Below are 14,634 nucleotides of genomic sequence, written 5' to 3'. Positions count from 1 at the left end.
CCGCGATGACCGACTCCGCTCCCCCGCGCGACAGCATGACCCCGCTCGAACGGCTGCGTGCCTTCCGGGCCGGCGAAGCCTATGACCGGATTCCCTGCAGCGCCATGCTCAGCGACCACGCGGCGCTGGTGCTGGGGGTGAGCACGGCCGAATACAACCACTCCCCCGGGTTGATGGCGCGCGGCCAGATCGCCGCCTATCGCCGCTACGGCCATGACGGCGTCGCGGTGGGACCCAGCCTGCCCGGATTCGCTGAAGCCGCCGGCAGCAAGCTGGCCTTTCCCGAAGCCTCCAACCCCTTCGTGGCCGAACCCGCGGTGAAGCTCCCCTCCGATTTCGAGCGGTTGCCGCAGGTCGATCCACACCGCTCCGGCCGCCTGCCGCTGTTCCTGGAAGCACTGGCATTGCTGGTGGAGGAGGTGGGTGCCGAAGTGCCGGTGGCGGCGGCGATCGGCGGGCCGTTCACCACCGCGGCCAACCTGCGCGGCACCGAGCAGTTCCTGCGCGACATCACCCGCGATCCCGATTTCGCCCGGCAGTTGCTGGAGTATTCGCTCGACATCATGCTGGGCTTCGTGCGCGCGGCGGCATCACTGCCGATCGGCTTCAACCTCGCCGACCCGGTGGCCTCCGGGACCGTGGTCAGCGCGCGGGTGTACCGCGAATTCGCGCTGCCTTATGAACGGCGGCTGATCCAGGAAATCGTGGCACTGACCGGGCGGGCGCCGGTGTTGCATATCTGCGGCAAGACCAACCGTATCTGGCAGGACATGGCAGAGACCGGCGCGGGGTCGCTGTCGCTCGATGACGTCATCGATCTCGCCGAAGCGAAGGCGGCGGTGGGCGACCGCATTACCCTCTCCGGCAATGTCCGGCCTACCGACAGCATGTATCTGGGAACGCCACAGATCGTCGAAGAGAACGTGAAGGAATGCCTGCGCAAGGCCTGGGATACGCCGAAGGGATTCATCCTCTCGGTCGGCTGCGGGCTGCCGGTCAACTCACCGCCGGCCAATGTCCACGCGCTGGTGAACGCGGCGCGGGTGTATGGGCGGTACCCGCTGGATCCGGCACGGTTCGCCGCCTGATCCGGGGCGCTGCCCCGGCCCCGGCAGGAGGCTTCGCCTCCTGCACCTCCACCAAGGGCTTCGCCCTTGGAACCCGCCGTGCATCTTCAAACCTTCCGAAACGAAGCTCCGACGTGTTCCGCCGGCAAATGCGCCCGCCCCGGCCCCTGCAGCTTCTCCCGCAACGTCCCCGGCGCGTACTCCGTCTTGAAGACCCCGCGGTTCTGCAATTCCGGCACCACGAGATCGACGAAGGCTTCCAGGCTTTCCGGCGTCACGGTGCGGCTGAGATTGAAGCCGTCCACACCGGTCTCGGCAACCCAGGCCTGCAGCTCGTCCGCAACCTCGACCGGCGAGCCGACGATCGGCCGGGTGCGGCTGCCCAGCACCATCTGGTCGATCAGCCGGCGCAGCGTCCAGGGCTCGGCGCTGCGGGTGGTGATCGCCTCCAGGGCCGAGACGTTCGCGTCGGTCGGCCGGTACTGGATCGGCTCGTCGAGGTCGTAGCGGGAGAAATCCACCCCGGTGGAGCTGGAGAAATGCGCCAGCGCGCCTTCGACGCTGGCATAGGAACGGTATTCCTCCAGCAGATCGCGTGCTTCCGCGCCGGTGGGCGCGACCACCACGGTGGCGCCGGCGAAGATGGTGATGCCGGCGGGATCGCGGCCGAATCCGGCGGCGCGCTCGCGGAGATCCGTGACCAGGCCGCGCGTGTTGGCGCGGGTCTGTCCGCTGACGAACACGCATTCGGCATGGCGGGCGGCGAAGATGCGGCCGCGCGTGGAGGACCCCGCCTGGTACAGCACCGGCGTGCGCTGCGGCGAGGGCTCGCTCAGGTGGACCGCGTCGAGGGTGAAGTGGCGGCCCTGGTGCACGATGCGGTGCAGCTTCTCGGGGCGGGCGAAGACGCGCGCGGCGCGGTCACGCAGCACCGCGTCCGCCTCCCAGCTGCCTTCCCACAGCTTGTAGACGACCTCCATGTATTCGTCGCCGACGTCGTAGCGGCTGTCATGGGCAGGCTGGACGGTGAGTCCCAGGCCACGGGCGGCGCTGTCGAGATAGCCGGTGACGATGTTCCAGCCGACCCGGCCGCCGGTCAGGTGATCGAGCGTCGACATCCGCCGCGCGAACAGGTAGGGCGGCTCGTAGGTGAGGTTGGCGGTGACGCCGAAGCCGAGGTGCTGTGTCACCGCCGCCATGGCGGGCACCAGCAGGGTCGGGTCGTTGAGCGGGATCTGCACGGCGTTGCGGATCGCCGCGTCGGCGCTGCCGCGGTAGACGTCGTAGACGCCGAGGATGTCGGCAAGGAAGATGCCGTCGAACAGGCCGCGCTCGGCGGTGCGCGCCAGGTGCTGCCAGTAGCCGAGCGTGTTGTATTCGTCGGAGCGGTCGCGGGGATGCGTCCACAATCCGTGTTGGATGTGGCCGACACAGTTCATGTCGAAGGCATTCAGTCGGATATGGCGGGCCATGGACGTTCCTTGCTGCGGTGGGGAGAGTGATCCGCCGGCTGCACCCGCAGGCGTGGCACCGCGGCGACGAGCTGGCGGGTGTAGGGGTGCTGCGGGCGGAGGAACACCTCGTCGACTTCCCCCGCCTCGACCACCTGCCCCTCGCTCATCACCAGCACCCGGTCGCTGAGGTGGTGCACCACGCCGATGTCGTGGGAGATGAACAGGTAGGACACGCCAAGTTGCGCCTTGAGATCGGCAAGCAGATCGAGGATCTGCGCCTGGATCGACACGTCGAGCGCCGAGACCGGCTCGTCGCAGACGATCACCGCCGGGCGGGGCGCGATGGCGCGGGCGATGGCAACGCGCTGGCGTTGCCCGCCTGACAATTCCAACGGGCGCCGCGCCTGCGTGGCGGCAGGCAGGCCAACGAGATCGAGCAGGTCCGTGATACGCTCCTGCCGGGCCGCCGCCGTCGGTTCGGTGAAAGGCAGGGCGTCGTCGAGGATCCGTCCGACCGTCCAGCGCGGATCGAAGGAGCTGAGCGGATCCTGGTAGACGAAGGAGATGGTGCGTCGCCGCGGCCGCCGCTCGCGTTCGCTCAGCCGCGTCCAGGGCTGGCCGTGTAGCGTCACCGCGCCTTCGTCGGGCAGGTCGAGGGCGAGCGCCATGCGGGCGACGGTGGATTTGCCTGATCCGGATTCACCGACGATGCCCAGCGTTTCGCCGCGCTGCAGCTCGAAGGAAACGCCGCGCACCACGGTGCGCAGGACGCGGTCGGGACCGCGGAAGCGCTTGACCAGGCCCTCGGCGCGCAGCAGCGGGCCATCCGGCGCGGGATCGGGCGGCGCGGGCGCACGGCCCATCGCGGTCGCCGCCAGCCGCCGCGCCGAGGCGGGGGCAAGCCGGGCGCCGCGCGCATGCGCCGAGGGCACGGCGTCGAGCAATTGCCGTGTGTAGGGATGGCGTGGATCGGCGAAGACCTGCGCGGCGGGGCCGCGTTCCACCACCTCGCCATGGCGCATGACCAGCACGTCGTCGGCCATGCGCGACACCACCGCGAGGTCGTGGCTGATGATGATCAGTGCCTTGCCGCGAGCACGCGTCTCCTCCAGCAGGTCGAGCACCTGGCGCTGCACGGTCACGTCCAGCGCGGTGGTCGGCTCGTCGGCGACCAGCAGGCGCGGATCGAGCGCCAGCGCCGCCGCGATCAGCGCACGCTGGCGCTGCCCGCCGGAGAGCTCGTGCGGCAATTGCCGGGCCTTCAGCTCCGGCTCCGGCACGTGTACCAGGCGCAGCAGCGCGGTCACCCGCTCGGCCAGTTCGGCGCGGTCGCGCACGGCGCCGTGCAGCAGCAGCCCTTCGCCGATCTCCTGGCCGACCGGGCGCAGCGGATCGAGCGAGACCAGCGCGTCCTGAAGCACGAAGCCGATCTGCCGGCCGCGCAGGCGGCGCCAGTCGCGCTCGGCGAAGCGGGAGACATCCTGGCCGGCGAAGCGGAATCCATCGGTGTGGACGAAGGAATTGCGCCCGGCCAGCCCGACCAGGGAGCGCGCGGTGACGCTTTTGCCGGAACCGGATTCGCCGACGATGGCAAGGCAGCGCCCCGGCGCGAGGGAAAAGGACACGCCCTTCACCGCCGTGCCCGCCGGCACGTCGCGGCCGAAGGAGACGCGCAACCCGGATACGCGCAGCAGCTCGCTGGCGGACGCCGCGACCGGATGGGACGCGGTCATGCCAGCGACACCTTGCCTTCGAGCCGGTCCTGCAGGTGCCGCCCGATCACCGTGACCGAGAGGGCGAAGGCGACGATGGCCAGGCCCGGCATCAGTTCCAGCCACCAGGCGCGGGTGACATAGGCGCGCCCGGCATCGAGCAGCGCGCCCCATTCCGGCGAGGGCGGCGCCACGCCGAGGCCGAGGAAGGCAAGGCCGGAGGCCCAGATGATCGCCTGCCCGACGCCCAGCGTCATCATCACCACCAGCGGCCGCATGGCGTTGGGAAAGATGTGGCGGCGGACGATGCGGTGATAGGGATGGCCGAGCGCCACCGCCGCCTCGACATAGCCCGAGCCGCGCACCGCCAGCACCTGGCCGCGGATCATGCGCGCATAGCCGGGCGCGGTGCCGATGCCGACCGCGAGCATCTGCGTGGTCACGCTGGTGCCGAACACGGCGACCAGCAGCAGCGCCAGGAACAGCGTGGGGAAGGACAGCAGCACGTCGAGGCAGCGGCTGATCGCGGTGTCGGCCAGTCGCCCGGCCAGCCCGGCAGCGACGCCGAGCAGGATGGCAATGGTCATGCTGACCGCGGTGGCGCCGAGGCCGATGCTGAGCGACTGCCCGGTGCCCTTGATGATGCGCGAATAGAGGTCGCGCCCGGCCTGGTCGGTGCCCAGCAGATGCGCGAAGGAGGGCGGCTGCAGCGTGGCGCCGAGATCGAGCCTGAAGGCGCCGTGGGTCTGCAGCAGCGACGGCGCCAGCGCCGCCACCAGGAAGAAGGCCACCACCGCGGCGGCGGCGTAGACGCTGATGGGGACGCTGCCGGTGATCGCGATCGTCGTGCGCAGCCGCGGCACGACGACGCCGTGCAGGATCGCGAGGGAACCGCTCATGCCAGTTTGATCCTCGGGTCGATGACCAGGTAGGCGCGATCGACCAGCAGGTTGGCGACGACGAAGATCGCCGCCGAGAGCACGACGATGCCGGTGACCACCGGGATGTCGCGGGCCGAGGTGGCGGTGACCAGCACCCCGCCGAGGCCGGGGCGGGCGAACACCGCCTCGACCAGCACCGCGCCCGAGAACAGCTTGCCGATCGCCCAGCCCGACAGCGTCACCCCGGGCAGGATGGCGTGGCGCAGCACGTGGCGCAGCCGCACGCCCAGGTCGCTCATGCCGCGGGTGCGCGAGGAGGTGACGAAGGGCTGTTCCAGCACGCGGGTGAATTCGGCCTGGATCACCTCGCCAATGAAGCCGGCGAGCGGGATCGCCAGCGACACCGCCGGCAGCACCAGCCCGATCAGCGTGCCGCTGCCTTCCACCGGAAACAGCCGCAGCGTCACCGCGAACAGCACCAGCATGATGGTGCCGATCCAGTAGGGCGGCAGCGTGGCCATGACGATCTGCAGGTTGGCGGCGCCGCGCGAGACCGGGCCGTCGCGCCCGGCGGTGAGCACGGTCAGCCCGATGGCGATCACCCAGGCGATGCCGAGGGCGGCGAAGGACAGCTCGATGGTCGGGCCGATCTGGGCGGCGATGATGCGCAGCACCGGCACGTGCTGCTGGTAGGAAACGCCGAAATCGCCCTGCAGCAGGCCCAGCATGTAGCGGGCGTACTGCACGATCAGCGGATCGGAGAATCCGTATTGGGCGTTGACCAGGTCGATCTCGGCCTGGGTCGGGTTGGTGAGGTTGCCGGAGGCGATGTTGATGATGATCAGCGCCCGGTCGCCGGGCAGCAGCGTCTGGATCAGGAAGGCGAAGCTCGCCGCCGCCCACAGCACGGCGACGCCGCCGAGCAGGTTGCGCGACGCCCAGGCGAGGTTGCGGCGCAACCTCGCCGCGGCCCTGGCCGGCGGGGGCTGGTCCGGGGCCGGGCTCATTTCACGAACCAGGCGTCGTGGAACACGGGCTCGCCGACCGCGGAGGAAATCCACACGTCGCGCAGCCGGTGCTGCGAGGCGATCGAGACCGGCAGCACCGAGAAGCCGACCACCGCCGCGCTGTCCACCAGCAGGCGCTGTGCGTCCTGGTAGAGTTGCCGGCGCCTGGCCTCGTCGGCGGTGGCGTCGGCCTCGGTGATCAGGGTCCACAGCCGCGGATCCTGGAAGCGCGAGATGTTGTAGGGGTTACGGGTGATGCCGTCGTCTGGGCGCCAGACGATCTTCAGCACCTCGGCCGAGGTCGCGGTCCAGTAGGCCGGCTGGATCTCGAACTCCTTCGGCCCGCGGTTCTTCCCGCCCAGCCAGTCCGCCTGCGTGGTCGGCCGGAGCACGACCTCGAAGCCGACCTCGCGCGCCTGTTCCTGGATGATCTGCAGCGCCTGCGCGCCGTCCGAGGTGATGTTGTAGCCGGCGCCGTAGGCGATGCGCACCGTCAGCTTGCGGCCGTCCTTGAGACGGATGCCGTCGGCGTCGCGCGCGGTCCAGCCGGCCTCGTCCAGCAGCCGCCCGGCCAGCGCCGGGTCGTAGGGATAGGCGTCGGCGAGGTCCTTCGCGTAATCGGGGGCGCTCTGGCTCAGCGCGGCGTTGCCTTCGAAGGGCGCGGCGCCGAGGAAGGACACCTCCACCGCCCGCCTGCGGTCGGCGGCATGGGCGAAGGCGCGGCGGACGCGGATGTCGTCGAAGGGCGGGAATTCCGTGTTGAGCTGCAAGCGCAGCGGCGTGCCGCCAGTGAGATGGCGGATGACGTGGAAGCGCTTGTTGGCTTCCTCCCACGCCACCGCGGGCACGTCGTAGATCACGTTGGATTCGCCGCTGAGCAGCGAACCGTAGCGCAGCGTCGGATCCTTGAGGAACTTCCACACCAGCCGCTCGGCATAGGCCGGTCCCTGGTGGCGCGCATTCGCCGGCGCGGAGTTGTAGGCGGGATTGCGCCGGAACTGCACGTTCTGGCCGCGGTTCCACTTATCGACGATGAACGGCCCGGAGCCGATCGGCTGCTCGCAGTTCGCCGCCACGCCGCGCGCGAGCGCGGTGGGCGAGAGGATGCCGAAGGTGGCGTGCGACAGCACCGTCAGCAGCGGCTCGTACGGGGCGTTCAGATCCAGTTGCAGGGTCAGCGGCGCGGTGGCGCGGGCGGAGACGAAGCGGTCCTTGAAGTAGAAGGTGGCGGCGTTGTTGCGCCGCGCCGGATCGGCATCGAACCAGATGGCGATGTTGTCCACCACCGCCTGCGCGTCCAGCTTGGTGCCGTCGGTGAAGGCCACGCCGGGGCGAAGCTGGAAGGTGTAGGTCCTGCGGTCGCCGGAAATCGTCCAGGAGGTGGCGAGCCAGGGCACGATGCGGCCGTCGGCATCGCGCGAGACCAGGTTGTCGGCGTATTGCCGCTGCAGGTACCATTGCTGGATCCAGCCGCCCAGCAGGCACGGACCCTCCTGTTCATGCCCGTACTGGATCGTGCCGCCGTGTGCCGGTTCGGCGGCCTGCGCGGCCGCGCCGGCGCCGATCGCCGCGACCAGCCCGAACAGGGCCGCCATCCTCCGGCTTCGGCATCCTTCCGGCGCCCGGGCGCGGTGCTGCGAGCCGTGCGGGTCACGGGGATGCCAGGCATGGGGGAACGGGGCCACGATCTTCTCCGGGATTCGGTCAGGGCACAGACAGGGGCACAGGCGCGCGACGGTTGCGGATAGCTAAATACGTTGTATTATGTATAATTCTAAATTCCACGTATGTCTATCGTGTTGGTTGCCCCATCGATCGAAATTGCGCCGCTTGCCCGCTTTTTCCAGGGGCGGCAGATCGTGATTTTTGCAAAGATTTTGGCAAAAATAAAAATATACCTTATCATCAGGTATTTTCCGGCACCTCCCTGCCCTGGCCGGCTTCGGGCTAATAATCGGGGCCCAGAAACCGCCGGGCAGCATCCCGGCAAGTCGGGAGTCAGCGGGCATGGATCGGACCGCCGAGGCAGCCCTGCTGGGCTCGGCGCCGGCAGGCCGGTCGGACCGACGGGGCGCGGCGGCGATGGCGGCGGCGCTGCTGCTTGCCTTCGCCGCCACCGCGCCGTTCGCCGGGCAACAACTGGCTGCCGTGCCGGCCTTCGTCCCGACCTGCAACGCGGCGATCGTGATCCTCGACCTGATCACCGCCGCACTGCTGCATGGCCAGTATCGCGAACTGGGCGAACGCTCCTTCCTCGCACTCGCCTGCGGCTATGCGTTCTCGGCGCTGCTGGCGGCGGTGCACGGGCTCAGCTTCCCCGATGCCTTCGTCCCGGGCAGCCTGATCGGCGGCGCGCAAACCCCGGCCTGGCTGTGGGTGGGCTGGCACGGGCTGTTCCCCGGCTTCGTCGCCGCCTATGCCGCGCTGGCGTGGCGGGAACGGCACCCGCGGGGGGGCACCGTGGCAGGCGCGTCGCCGCGGGTCACCCGCCGGGCCATGCTGACCATGCTCGGGCTCGCCGCGGCCGCGATCCTGGCCGCCACCGCGGGCATGTCCCTGCTGCCGGAGTTGATGGCCGGCAGCGTCTATCGCTCGCCGGCGACGCGGGCCTTCCTGCTGGGCGCCTGGGCGGGGCATCTGACGGCGCTGGCGCTGCTGGTGCTGTCCACGCGCGGACGGCGGGTGCTGGATCTCTGGCTCGCGGTGATGCTGCTCTCCGCGCTGATCGACCTCGCGATCAGCGCCATCCTGGTCAACGGCCGCTACCAGCTTGGCTTCTATGCCGGCCGCGTCTACGGGCTGCTCACGGCCGGCGTCGTGCTGGTGATCCTGCTGCGCCAGGCCATGCGCCTGCAAAGCGGCCTGGTCCGCACCCTGGCGGCGCTGCGCGAGAGCGAGGCACGGCTGGCCCTGATCTTCGAGGTCCTGCCGATCGGCCTCGGCGTGATGGACACGCGCGGGACCCTCGTCCTCTCCAACCAGGAGATGCGCCGCTTCATGCCGGGCGGGGTGATGCCCTCGCGCGACGAGGCCCGCCAGTGGCGCTGGCGCGGCTATCACCCCGACGGGCGCCGCCTCGCGCGGGAGGAGTTCCCGGGGGCGCGGGCGCTGCGGGGAGACACCGTACGGCCGGGAATCGAAATGCTGTACACGCAGGATGACGGCCACGAGACCTGGACCCGCGTGGCCGCGCAGCCGCTGCGCGACGCCAGCGGCCGCATCACCGGCGCCTGCGCGGTGGTGGCCGACATCGACGCCTTCAAGCGCACCGAGGCGGCCCTGCGCGCGAGCGAGGAGCGGCTGCGGCGCGTGCTGGAAACCGAGGCCGTCGGCGTGCTGTTCTTCGATTGGACCGGCACCCTGGTCGGCGCCAACGACGTGTTCCTGCGCATGACCGGCCACGACCGCGTCGAGATCGTGACGCGCCGGCTGACCTGGCGGCACATGACGCCGCCAGAATGGATCGGGGAAAGCGAGCGGCAACTGGAAATCCTCGCCGCCACCGGGCGCATCGGGCCGTACGAGAAGGAGTATTTCCTCAAGGATGGGTCACGGCGCTGGATGCTGTTCGCCGGACGCGACCTCGGCGACCGCACCATCGTCGAGTACTGCATCGACATCGACGACCGCAAGCGCGCCGAGACGGCGCTGCGCGCGAGCGAGGCGCGGTTCCGCACCCTGGTGGAAGGCGTGCCGCAACTGGTCTGGCGCGCCGGCCAGGACGGGGGCTGGAACTGGACAAGCCCGCAATGGACCGCCTGGACCGGACAGGACGCCACGGCGAGCCTCGACCATGGCTGGCTGCGGGCGGTGCATCCGGACGACCGGGACGCGGTGCTGGCGGCGTGGCGGCAGGCCGCGGCGTGCGGCGGCTTCCGCGCCGAGCACCGGCTGCGCCATGCCGGCGAGGACCGCTATCGCTGGATGCAGACCCAGGCGCTGCCGCTGCGCGATGCCATGGGGAAGATCGTCGAATGGCTGGGCACCTGCACCGATGTCGACGACCTGCGCCGGCTGCAGGAGGAACAGAAGCTGCTGCTCGCCGAGCTGCAGCACCGCACCCGCAACCTGCTCGCGGTGGTCGGCGGCATTGCCGGGCGCACCCTGGCCACCAGCGCTTCGCTGGAGGATTTCGAGACGCGCTTCGACGAAAGGCTGGCGGCGCTGGGACGGGTGCAGGCGCTGCTCTCGCGCGAGGCGCGGCCGGGGGAAGAGGCGCGGCCGGGGGAAGGCGCGCTGGCGGTGACGCTGGACGAGCTGGTGCGGCTGGAGCTGCTGGCGCATGGCGTCGATGCGGCGGACCGGCGGGTGCAGGTCGCCGGCCCGCCGGTGCTGCTGCCGGGGCGCAGCGTGCAACTGCTGGCGCTGGCGCTGCACGAGCTGAGCACCAACGCGGTCAAGCATGGCGCGCTCGGCCGGGCGGGAGGATCGCTGGCGGTGTCCTGGACGTTGCACGTGCCGGAGAACGGCGGCGCGCAGCACTTGTGCCTGGAATGGCGGGAGGACGGCGTCCCCCTGCCCGCCGCCGCCGGCACGCATCGCGGCTTCGGTCGCGAGCTGATCGAGACCAGCCTGCCCTATGACCTGGGCGCCGAGAGCCGGCTGGAGTTCGGGGCGGATGGCGTGTGCTGCCGCATCACGCTGCCGCTCGCCACCGCCCGCGTGGCAACGGACTGACCAGCCTATTGCGGCTCCGTCCGGTTCACCTCGCGCAGCACGCGTGTTTCCATGACGATGTTGCGGCTTTGCCGGATCGTGTCCCAGGCGCGCAGGGCGATATCCGAACTGGTCTCGCGGCAGGCTGTCTCTTCCACCGGCGCCGGCTGGCCGGCGCGCAGGCGCCCCAGCGCCGCGAGCAACACCGCCGGTTCGAAGGGCTTGGCGACCAGCGGCACCCCTTGCCAGGCCTGCGGGAGGGCCGCCTGGCCATAGCCGGTCAGGAACAGCAGCGGGACCCCATGCCGGCGCAACAGCTCGGCCAGCGGGTAGACGGCCTCGCCACGCAGGTCGATGTCGAGCACCGCGGCATCCAGCCGTTCCGTGCCCACCAGCGCCTCGCCGGCCGCCAGGGTGGGCATGGGGCCCACCGGGATGCAGCCGGCCGCCTGCAGCACCCGCACGACCTTGCCGGCAATCAGGCTGCGATCCTCCACCACCAGCACACGCCATCCGGCAGGCATCGCCTTGTCGGCCGGGCCAACCGTCGTATCGAATGCCATGGAACCGCTCCCCATTGCGATGACGGCGCCCCACCGGTGCCGTTCGGGCGCCTCCTGCAGATGGTTGCGAGTGAGCTTATTGTCGAGATTGCCGTTTCAGGCGGATGATGGGTCGGACTCCAGCCGGGCCAGCAGCGCCGGGATCTCGGCGCCCGGGCACGGCCGGCTGAACAGGTAGCCCTGCGCCTCGCCGCAGCCCTCGCGGAACAGCACCTGGAACTGTGCCTTGGTCTCCACCCCCTCGGCGGTGGTGGTCATGTCGAGCCCGATGCACAGCCCGGTCACGGCGCGGACGATGGCATTGCTCTGGGGTGACTCCTCCAGCCCGCGGGTGAAGCTGCGGTCGATCTTGACCTTGTCGAAGGGAAAGCGCTGCAGGCAGCTCAGGCTGGAATAGCCGGTGCCGAAATCGTCCATGGCGATGCGCACGCCCAGGCCCTTCAGCCGCTGCAGCGTGGCCAGCGTCACCTGCGTGTCCTGCAGCATCACCGTCTCGGTGATTTCCAGCTCCAGCCGCGCCGGATCGAGGCCAGAGCACTGCAACGCCACGGCGACGGCGTCGACCAGCCCGCGATGCGCGAATTGCGCGGGAGACAGATTCACCGCGATGCGGGGGCAGCCCGGCCAGGTGGCGGCGCTGCATGCGCGCATCCATCTCGGGTTCGAAGAAGCGCCAGCAGCCACGCCCGTCCTCCTTGGCCCAATACAGCGCCATGCCCGCCCCCTTGAGCAGCGCATCGGCATCGATCCCATCCGCCGGCGCGAGGCTGATGCCGATGCTGGTGCCGATGACGACCTGGTGGCCCTCCAGCTCGAACGGCGTGCCGAGCGCCTCGACCACCCGGCGGGCCAGGCCGGTAGCGTCCTGCGGCTGGTCCACGTCGGACTGGATGACGGCGAACTCGTCGCCACCGAGCCGCGCCAGCGTGTCGGTCTCGCGCAGCAGCTCCTGCAGTCGGGCGGCAACGGCGCGCAGCAGCGCGTCGCCCACCGGATGGCCGAGCGTGTCGTTGACTTCCTTGAAGCGGTCGAGGTCGATCAGGCAGACGGCGCAGCCCCAGCCACGACGCGCCAGCGCCTCGTCCAGCCGCTCGCGGAACAGCACCCGGTTGGGCAGGCCGGTCAGCGCGTCGTGGTGGGCGAGATGCGCGATATGGGCATCGGCCTCGCGGCGCTCGGTGACGTCGATGACCACCCCGTGGGCGCCACGCGCCCGTCCCTCGGCGTCGTACTCCCAGCGGGCCCGCGCCTCGAAATGGCGCAGCGTGCCCTCCACCACGTGGCGGACGCGGTAGGTCACGTTGCCCTCGGCGGCACGCTCCGCCGCGGTGGCGGCAAGCTCCGTCTTCAATCGCTCCAGGTCCTCGGGCAGCAGCGGGCCTCACCATTGCTCCGTGGTCAGCGGCGCCTCACCCGGCGGAAGGCCGTACATGGCCCGTGCCTCGGCGCTGCAATGGACAAGGCTGCTCTCCAGGTCGTAGGCCCGCATCCGCCACATGGCGCACCATGACGCGCTGACCGGCCTGCCCCCAACCGGACATTATTCCGCGACAGGCTGCAGGCGGCGCTGGCGCGGGTGCCGCGCGGCGAGGGCTTCGCCGTGCTGCTGATCGACCTCGATCGTTTCAAGGAAGTCAACGACACGCTCGGCCACCCGGCCGGCGATGCGCTGCTCCGCGCCGTCACCGCCCGGCTGCAGGCGGAATTGTGCCAGACCGACACCCTCGCCCGGCTCGGCAGCGACGAGTTCGCCGTGATCAAGGGCAAGGTGCAGCAGCCGCAGGAAGCAACCGGCGTCGCCGACCGCCTGATCGCCGCCCTCGCCAGCCCCTTCGACCTGCAGGGCCACTCTCTCGTCATCGGCGGCAGTATCGGCATTGCCATGGCGCCCGGCGACGGGCGACGGGCGCGACGCCGACGAGTTGGTGCGCGGCGCCGACATCGCGCTCTCTCGTGCCAAGGCGGACGGGCGGGGCTGCTGGCGCTTCTTCGAGCCGGAGATGGATGCGCGCATGCAGGCCCGCCGCGCCCTGGAGACGGACCTGCGCCATGCCGTCGCCGCCGGCGAGTTCGAGCTGTTCTACCAGCCGATCGTCGACATCCGCACGCGCCGTACCGGCGGACTGGAAGCGCTGCTGGGCTGGCGCCACACCGGACGCGGCCTGGTGCCACCCGATGCCTTCATCCCGCTGGCCGAGGAAACCGGCCTGATCGTCCCGATCGGGGACTGGGTACTGATGCGCGCCTGCGCCGAGGCCGCCACCTGGCCGGGCGCCCCGAAGGTCGTGGTGAACCTCTCTTCCGTGCAGTTCACCCATCGCGGGCTGGTCGATGCCGTCGCCGCCGCGCTGGAACGCTCGGGCCTCGATCCGGCGCGGCTGGAGCTGGAAATCACCGAGACGGTGATGCTGCAGGAAACCGAGGCGACCCTGGCCACGCTGCGGCGGCTGAAGGGGCTTGGCGTGCGCATCGCCATGGACGATTTCGGCACCGGCTATTCCAGCCTGAGCTATCTGCAGCGCTTTCCCTTCGACAAGGTCAAGATCGACCGGGGCTTCACCCGCGAACTGGAGACCTCGCCGCGCAGCATCGCCATCGTGCTGGCGGTGATCGCCCTGTGCACCGACCTCGGCATGACCACCACCGCCGAGGGGGTGGAGACGGAGACGCAGTTCGCCGTCCTGTCGCGGGAAGGCTGCGCCGAGGCGCAGGGCTACCTGTTCAGCCGGCCGCGCCCGGCCGGGGAGATCCCCGCCCTGCTGGCCCGCCCGGCCGGGGACGCGGCCGCCCCGCCCGCCTGATACGCCCGACGATCGCCCGTGCAATCTTGCCCAGGTGTCGCCCCCGGCGAGGGCAGCGCCACCCTGTTCAACTTGCTTTTCGTCCCCAGGCGTTGAACGGCCGTGATCTCCTTTGGGTGTCCATCGCGCCGGCTTCACTTGCGTATAGTTGAGGAATATTAATCCACAAGAAAAATAGATTTACCTGCAGTTGATTGACTGAAATCGTAGATAATTTTGTTGCAAACATCTGTACTATACGTGAACAGTCGCAACACAAACTGCGCTTGCTGGGGAAGATTAAAAATATTATTTCTGCTGGAGATTCATTGCGTTTTTGGTGAGTCTCTCGAATGCAGCAATAAATGCGCCGTCACATAATGATGTGGGAGAAAATCCCGCACCGCTCAGAGAGCCGCCCGTTAGAAAAATAACCGGGAGCACGGCAGGGTGAATATGTTCGATATGACCCAGCTTCAATCTTGGCCACGAGCGATTTCTATTTCAGCGCAGC

The 14,634-nt window shown here is 69.8% G+C and carries 10 protein-coding genes and 2 pseudogenes; 4 read left to right on the top strand and 8 right to left on the bottom strand.

The annotated features are described in order from the left end of the window. Positions 1–5 precede the first annotated feature (5 nt). Entirely contained in the window at positions 6–1,088 is a 1,083-nt protein-coding gene (locus NBY65_RS17810) for a uroporphyrinogen decarboxylase family protein (protein WP_150043051.1), read from the top strand. 86 nt (positions 1,089–1,174) lie between these two features. Here the strand turns inward: NBY65_RS17810 and NBY65_RS17805 are convergent, their stop codons facing one another. From NBY65_RS17805 to NBY65_RS17785, 5 genes are read right to left on the bottom strand one after another with little or no spacing between them, the layout of a single operon-like run. Then, entirely contained in the window at positions 1,175–2,539 is a 1,365-nt protein-coding gene (locus NBY65_RS17805) for an LLM class flavin-dependent oxidoreductase (RefSeq protein WP_150043052.1), read from the bottom strand. Beyond that, a complete protein-coding gene (locus tag NBY65_RS17800; RefSeq protein WP_203330619.1) occupies positions 2,518–4,254 on the bottom strand; it encodes a dipeptide ABC transporter ATP-binding protein in 1,737 nt (578 codons plus the stop codon). The genes NBY65_RS17805 and NBY65_RS17800 overlap by 22 nt, the downstream gene beginning before the upstream one ends. Then, the gene (locus NBY65_RS17795) at positions 4,251–5,132 is read right to left on the bottom strand and encodes an ABC transporter permease (protein WP_150043054.1); all 882 of its coding nucleotides are present in this window, start codon (positions 5,130–5,132) and stop codon (positions 4,251–4,253) included. The genes NBY65_RS17800 and NBY65_RS17795 overlap by 4 nt, the downstream gene beginning before the upstream one ends. After that, positions 5,129–6,121: an ABC transporter permease gene (locus NBY65_RS17790; RefSeq protein ID WP_150043055.1), complete on the bottom strand. Its 993-nt coding sequence runs from the start codon at positions 6,119–6,121 to the stop codon at positions 5,129–5,131. The genes NBY65_RS17795 and NBY65_RS17790 overlap by 4 nt, the downstream gene beginning before the upstream one ends. Further along, a complete protein-coding gene (locus NBY65_RS17785; protein ID WP_150043056.1) occupies positions 6,118–7,716 on the bottom strand; it encodes an ABC transporter substrate-binding protein in 1,599 nt (532 codons plus the stop codon). The genes NBY65_RS17790 and NBY65_RS17785 overlap by 4 nt, the downstream gene beginning before the upstream one ends. A gap of 412 nt (positions 7,717–8,128) precedes the next feature. Between NBY65_RS17785 and NBY65_RS17780 the strand changes: the two genes are divergently transcribed. Beyond that, positions 8,129–10,798 (top strand): PAS domain S-box protein, encoded by a 2,670-nt coding sequence (locus NBY65_RS17780; protein ID WP_150043057.1) that lies wholly within the window; start codon positions 8,129–8,131, stop codon positions 10,796–10,798. Between the two features lie 5 nt (positions 10,799–10,803). Here the strand turns inward: NBY65_RS17780 and NBY65_RS17775 are convergent, their stop codons facing one another. The 3 genes and pseudogenes from NBY65_RS17775 to NBY65_RS34085 all read right to left on the bottom strand — a co-directional run. Further along, positions 10,804–11,340 carry a response regulator gene (locus tag NBY65_RS17775; protein ID WP_239002944.1) on the bottom strand — a complete coding sequence of 179 codons (537 nt, stop codon included), beginning with the start codon at positions 11,338–11,340 and terminating at the stop codon, positions 10,804–10,806. 96 nt (positions 11,341–11,436) lie between these two features. Next, the gene (locus tag NBY65_RS17770) at positions 11,437–11,991 is read right to left on the bottom strand and encodes an EAL domain-containing protein (RefSeq protein ID WP_203330620.1); all 555 of its coding nucleotides are present in this window, start codon (positions 11,989–11,991) and stop codon (positions 11,437–11,439) included. 85 nt (positions 11,992–12,076) lie between these two features. Continuing rightward, positions 12,077–12,445: pseudogene (locus tag NBY65_RS34085) on the bottom strand (diguanylate cyclase domain-containing protein); the annotation flags it as partial. Between the two features lie 471 nt (positions 12,446–12,916). Between NBY65_RS34085 and NBY65_RS34080 the strand changes: the two are divergent. Together NBY65_RS34080 and NBY65_RS17755 are read left to right on the top strand one after the other, a co-directional pair. Continuing rightward, a pseudogene (locus tag NBY65_RS34080) lies at positions 12,917–13,192 on the top strand (diguanylate cyclase domain-containing protein); the annotation flags it as partial. Positions 13,193–13,217: 25 nt separating this feature from the next. Continuing rightward, a complete protein-coding gene (locus NBY65_RS17755) occupies positions 13,218–14,141 on the top strand; it encodes a putative bifunctional diguanylate cyclase/phosphodiesterase (protein WP_150043058.1) in 924 nt (307 codons plus the stop codon). Positions 14,142–14,634 lie beyond the last annotated feature (493 nt).

Source organism: Rhodovastum atsumiense (genome assembly GCF_937425535.1).
Taxonomy (GTDB): Bacteria; Pseudomonadota; Alphaproteobacteria; order Acetobacterales; family Acetobacteraceae; genus Rhodovastum; species Rhodovastum atsumiense.
Note: the sequence above shows the minus strand (reverse complement) of the source record. Positions and strands in the feature narration are given on the sequence as shown.

Bases quoted from the DNA above. Each gene is read 5' to 3' on its own strand.
- NBY65_RS17800 (WP_203330619.1), bottom strand. From the start codon at position 4,254: ATGACCGCGTCCCATCCGGTCGCGGCGTCCGCCAGCGAGCTGCTGCGC.
- NBY65_RS17770 (WP_203330620.1), bottom strand. From the start codon at position 11,991: ATGCGCGCATGCAGCGCCGCCACCTGGCCGGGCTGCCCCCGCATCGCG.
- NBY65_RS17780 (WP_150043057.1), top strand. From the start codon at position 8,129: ATGGATCGGACCGCCGAGGCAGCCCTGCTGGGCTCGGCGCCGGCAGGC.
- NBY65_RS17795 (WP_150043054.1), bottom strand. From the start codon at position 5,132: ATGAGCGGTTCCCTCGCGATCCTGCACGGCGTCGTCGTGCCGCGGCTG.
- NBY65_RS17810 (WP_150043051.1), top strand. From the start codon at position 6: ATGACCGACTCCGCTCCCCCGCGCGACAGCATGACCCCGCTCGAACGG.
- NBY65_RS17775 (WP_239002944.1), bottom strand. From the start codon at position 11,340: ATGGCATTCGATACGACGGTTGGCCCGGCCGACAAGGCGATGCCTGCC.
- NBY65_RS17805 (WP_150043052.1), bottom strand. From the start codon at position 2,539: ATGGCCCGCCATATCCGACTGAATGCCTTCGACATGAACTGTGTCGGC.
- NBY65_RS17785 (WP_150043056.1), bottom strand. From the start codon at position 7,716: ATGGCGGCCCTGTTCGGGCTGGTCGCGGCGATCGGCGCCGGCGCGGCC.
- NBY65_RS17790 (WP_150043055.1), bottom strand. From the start codon at position 6,121: ATGAGCCCGGCCCCGGACCAGCCCCCGCCGGCCAGGGCCGCGGCGAGG.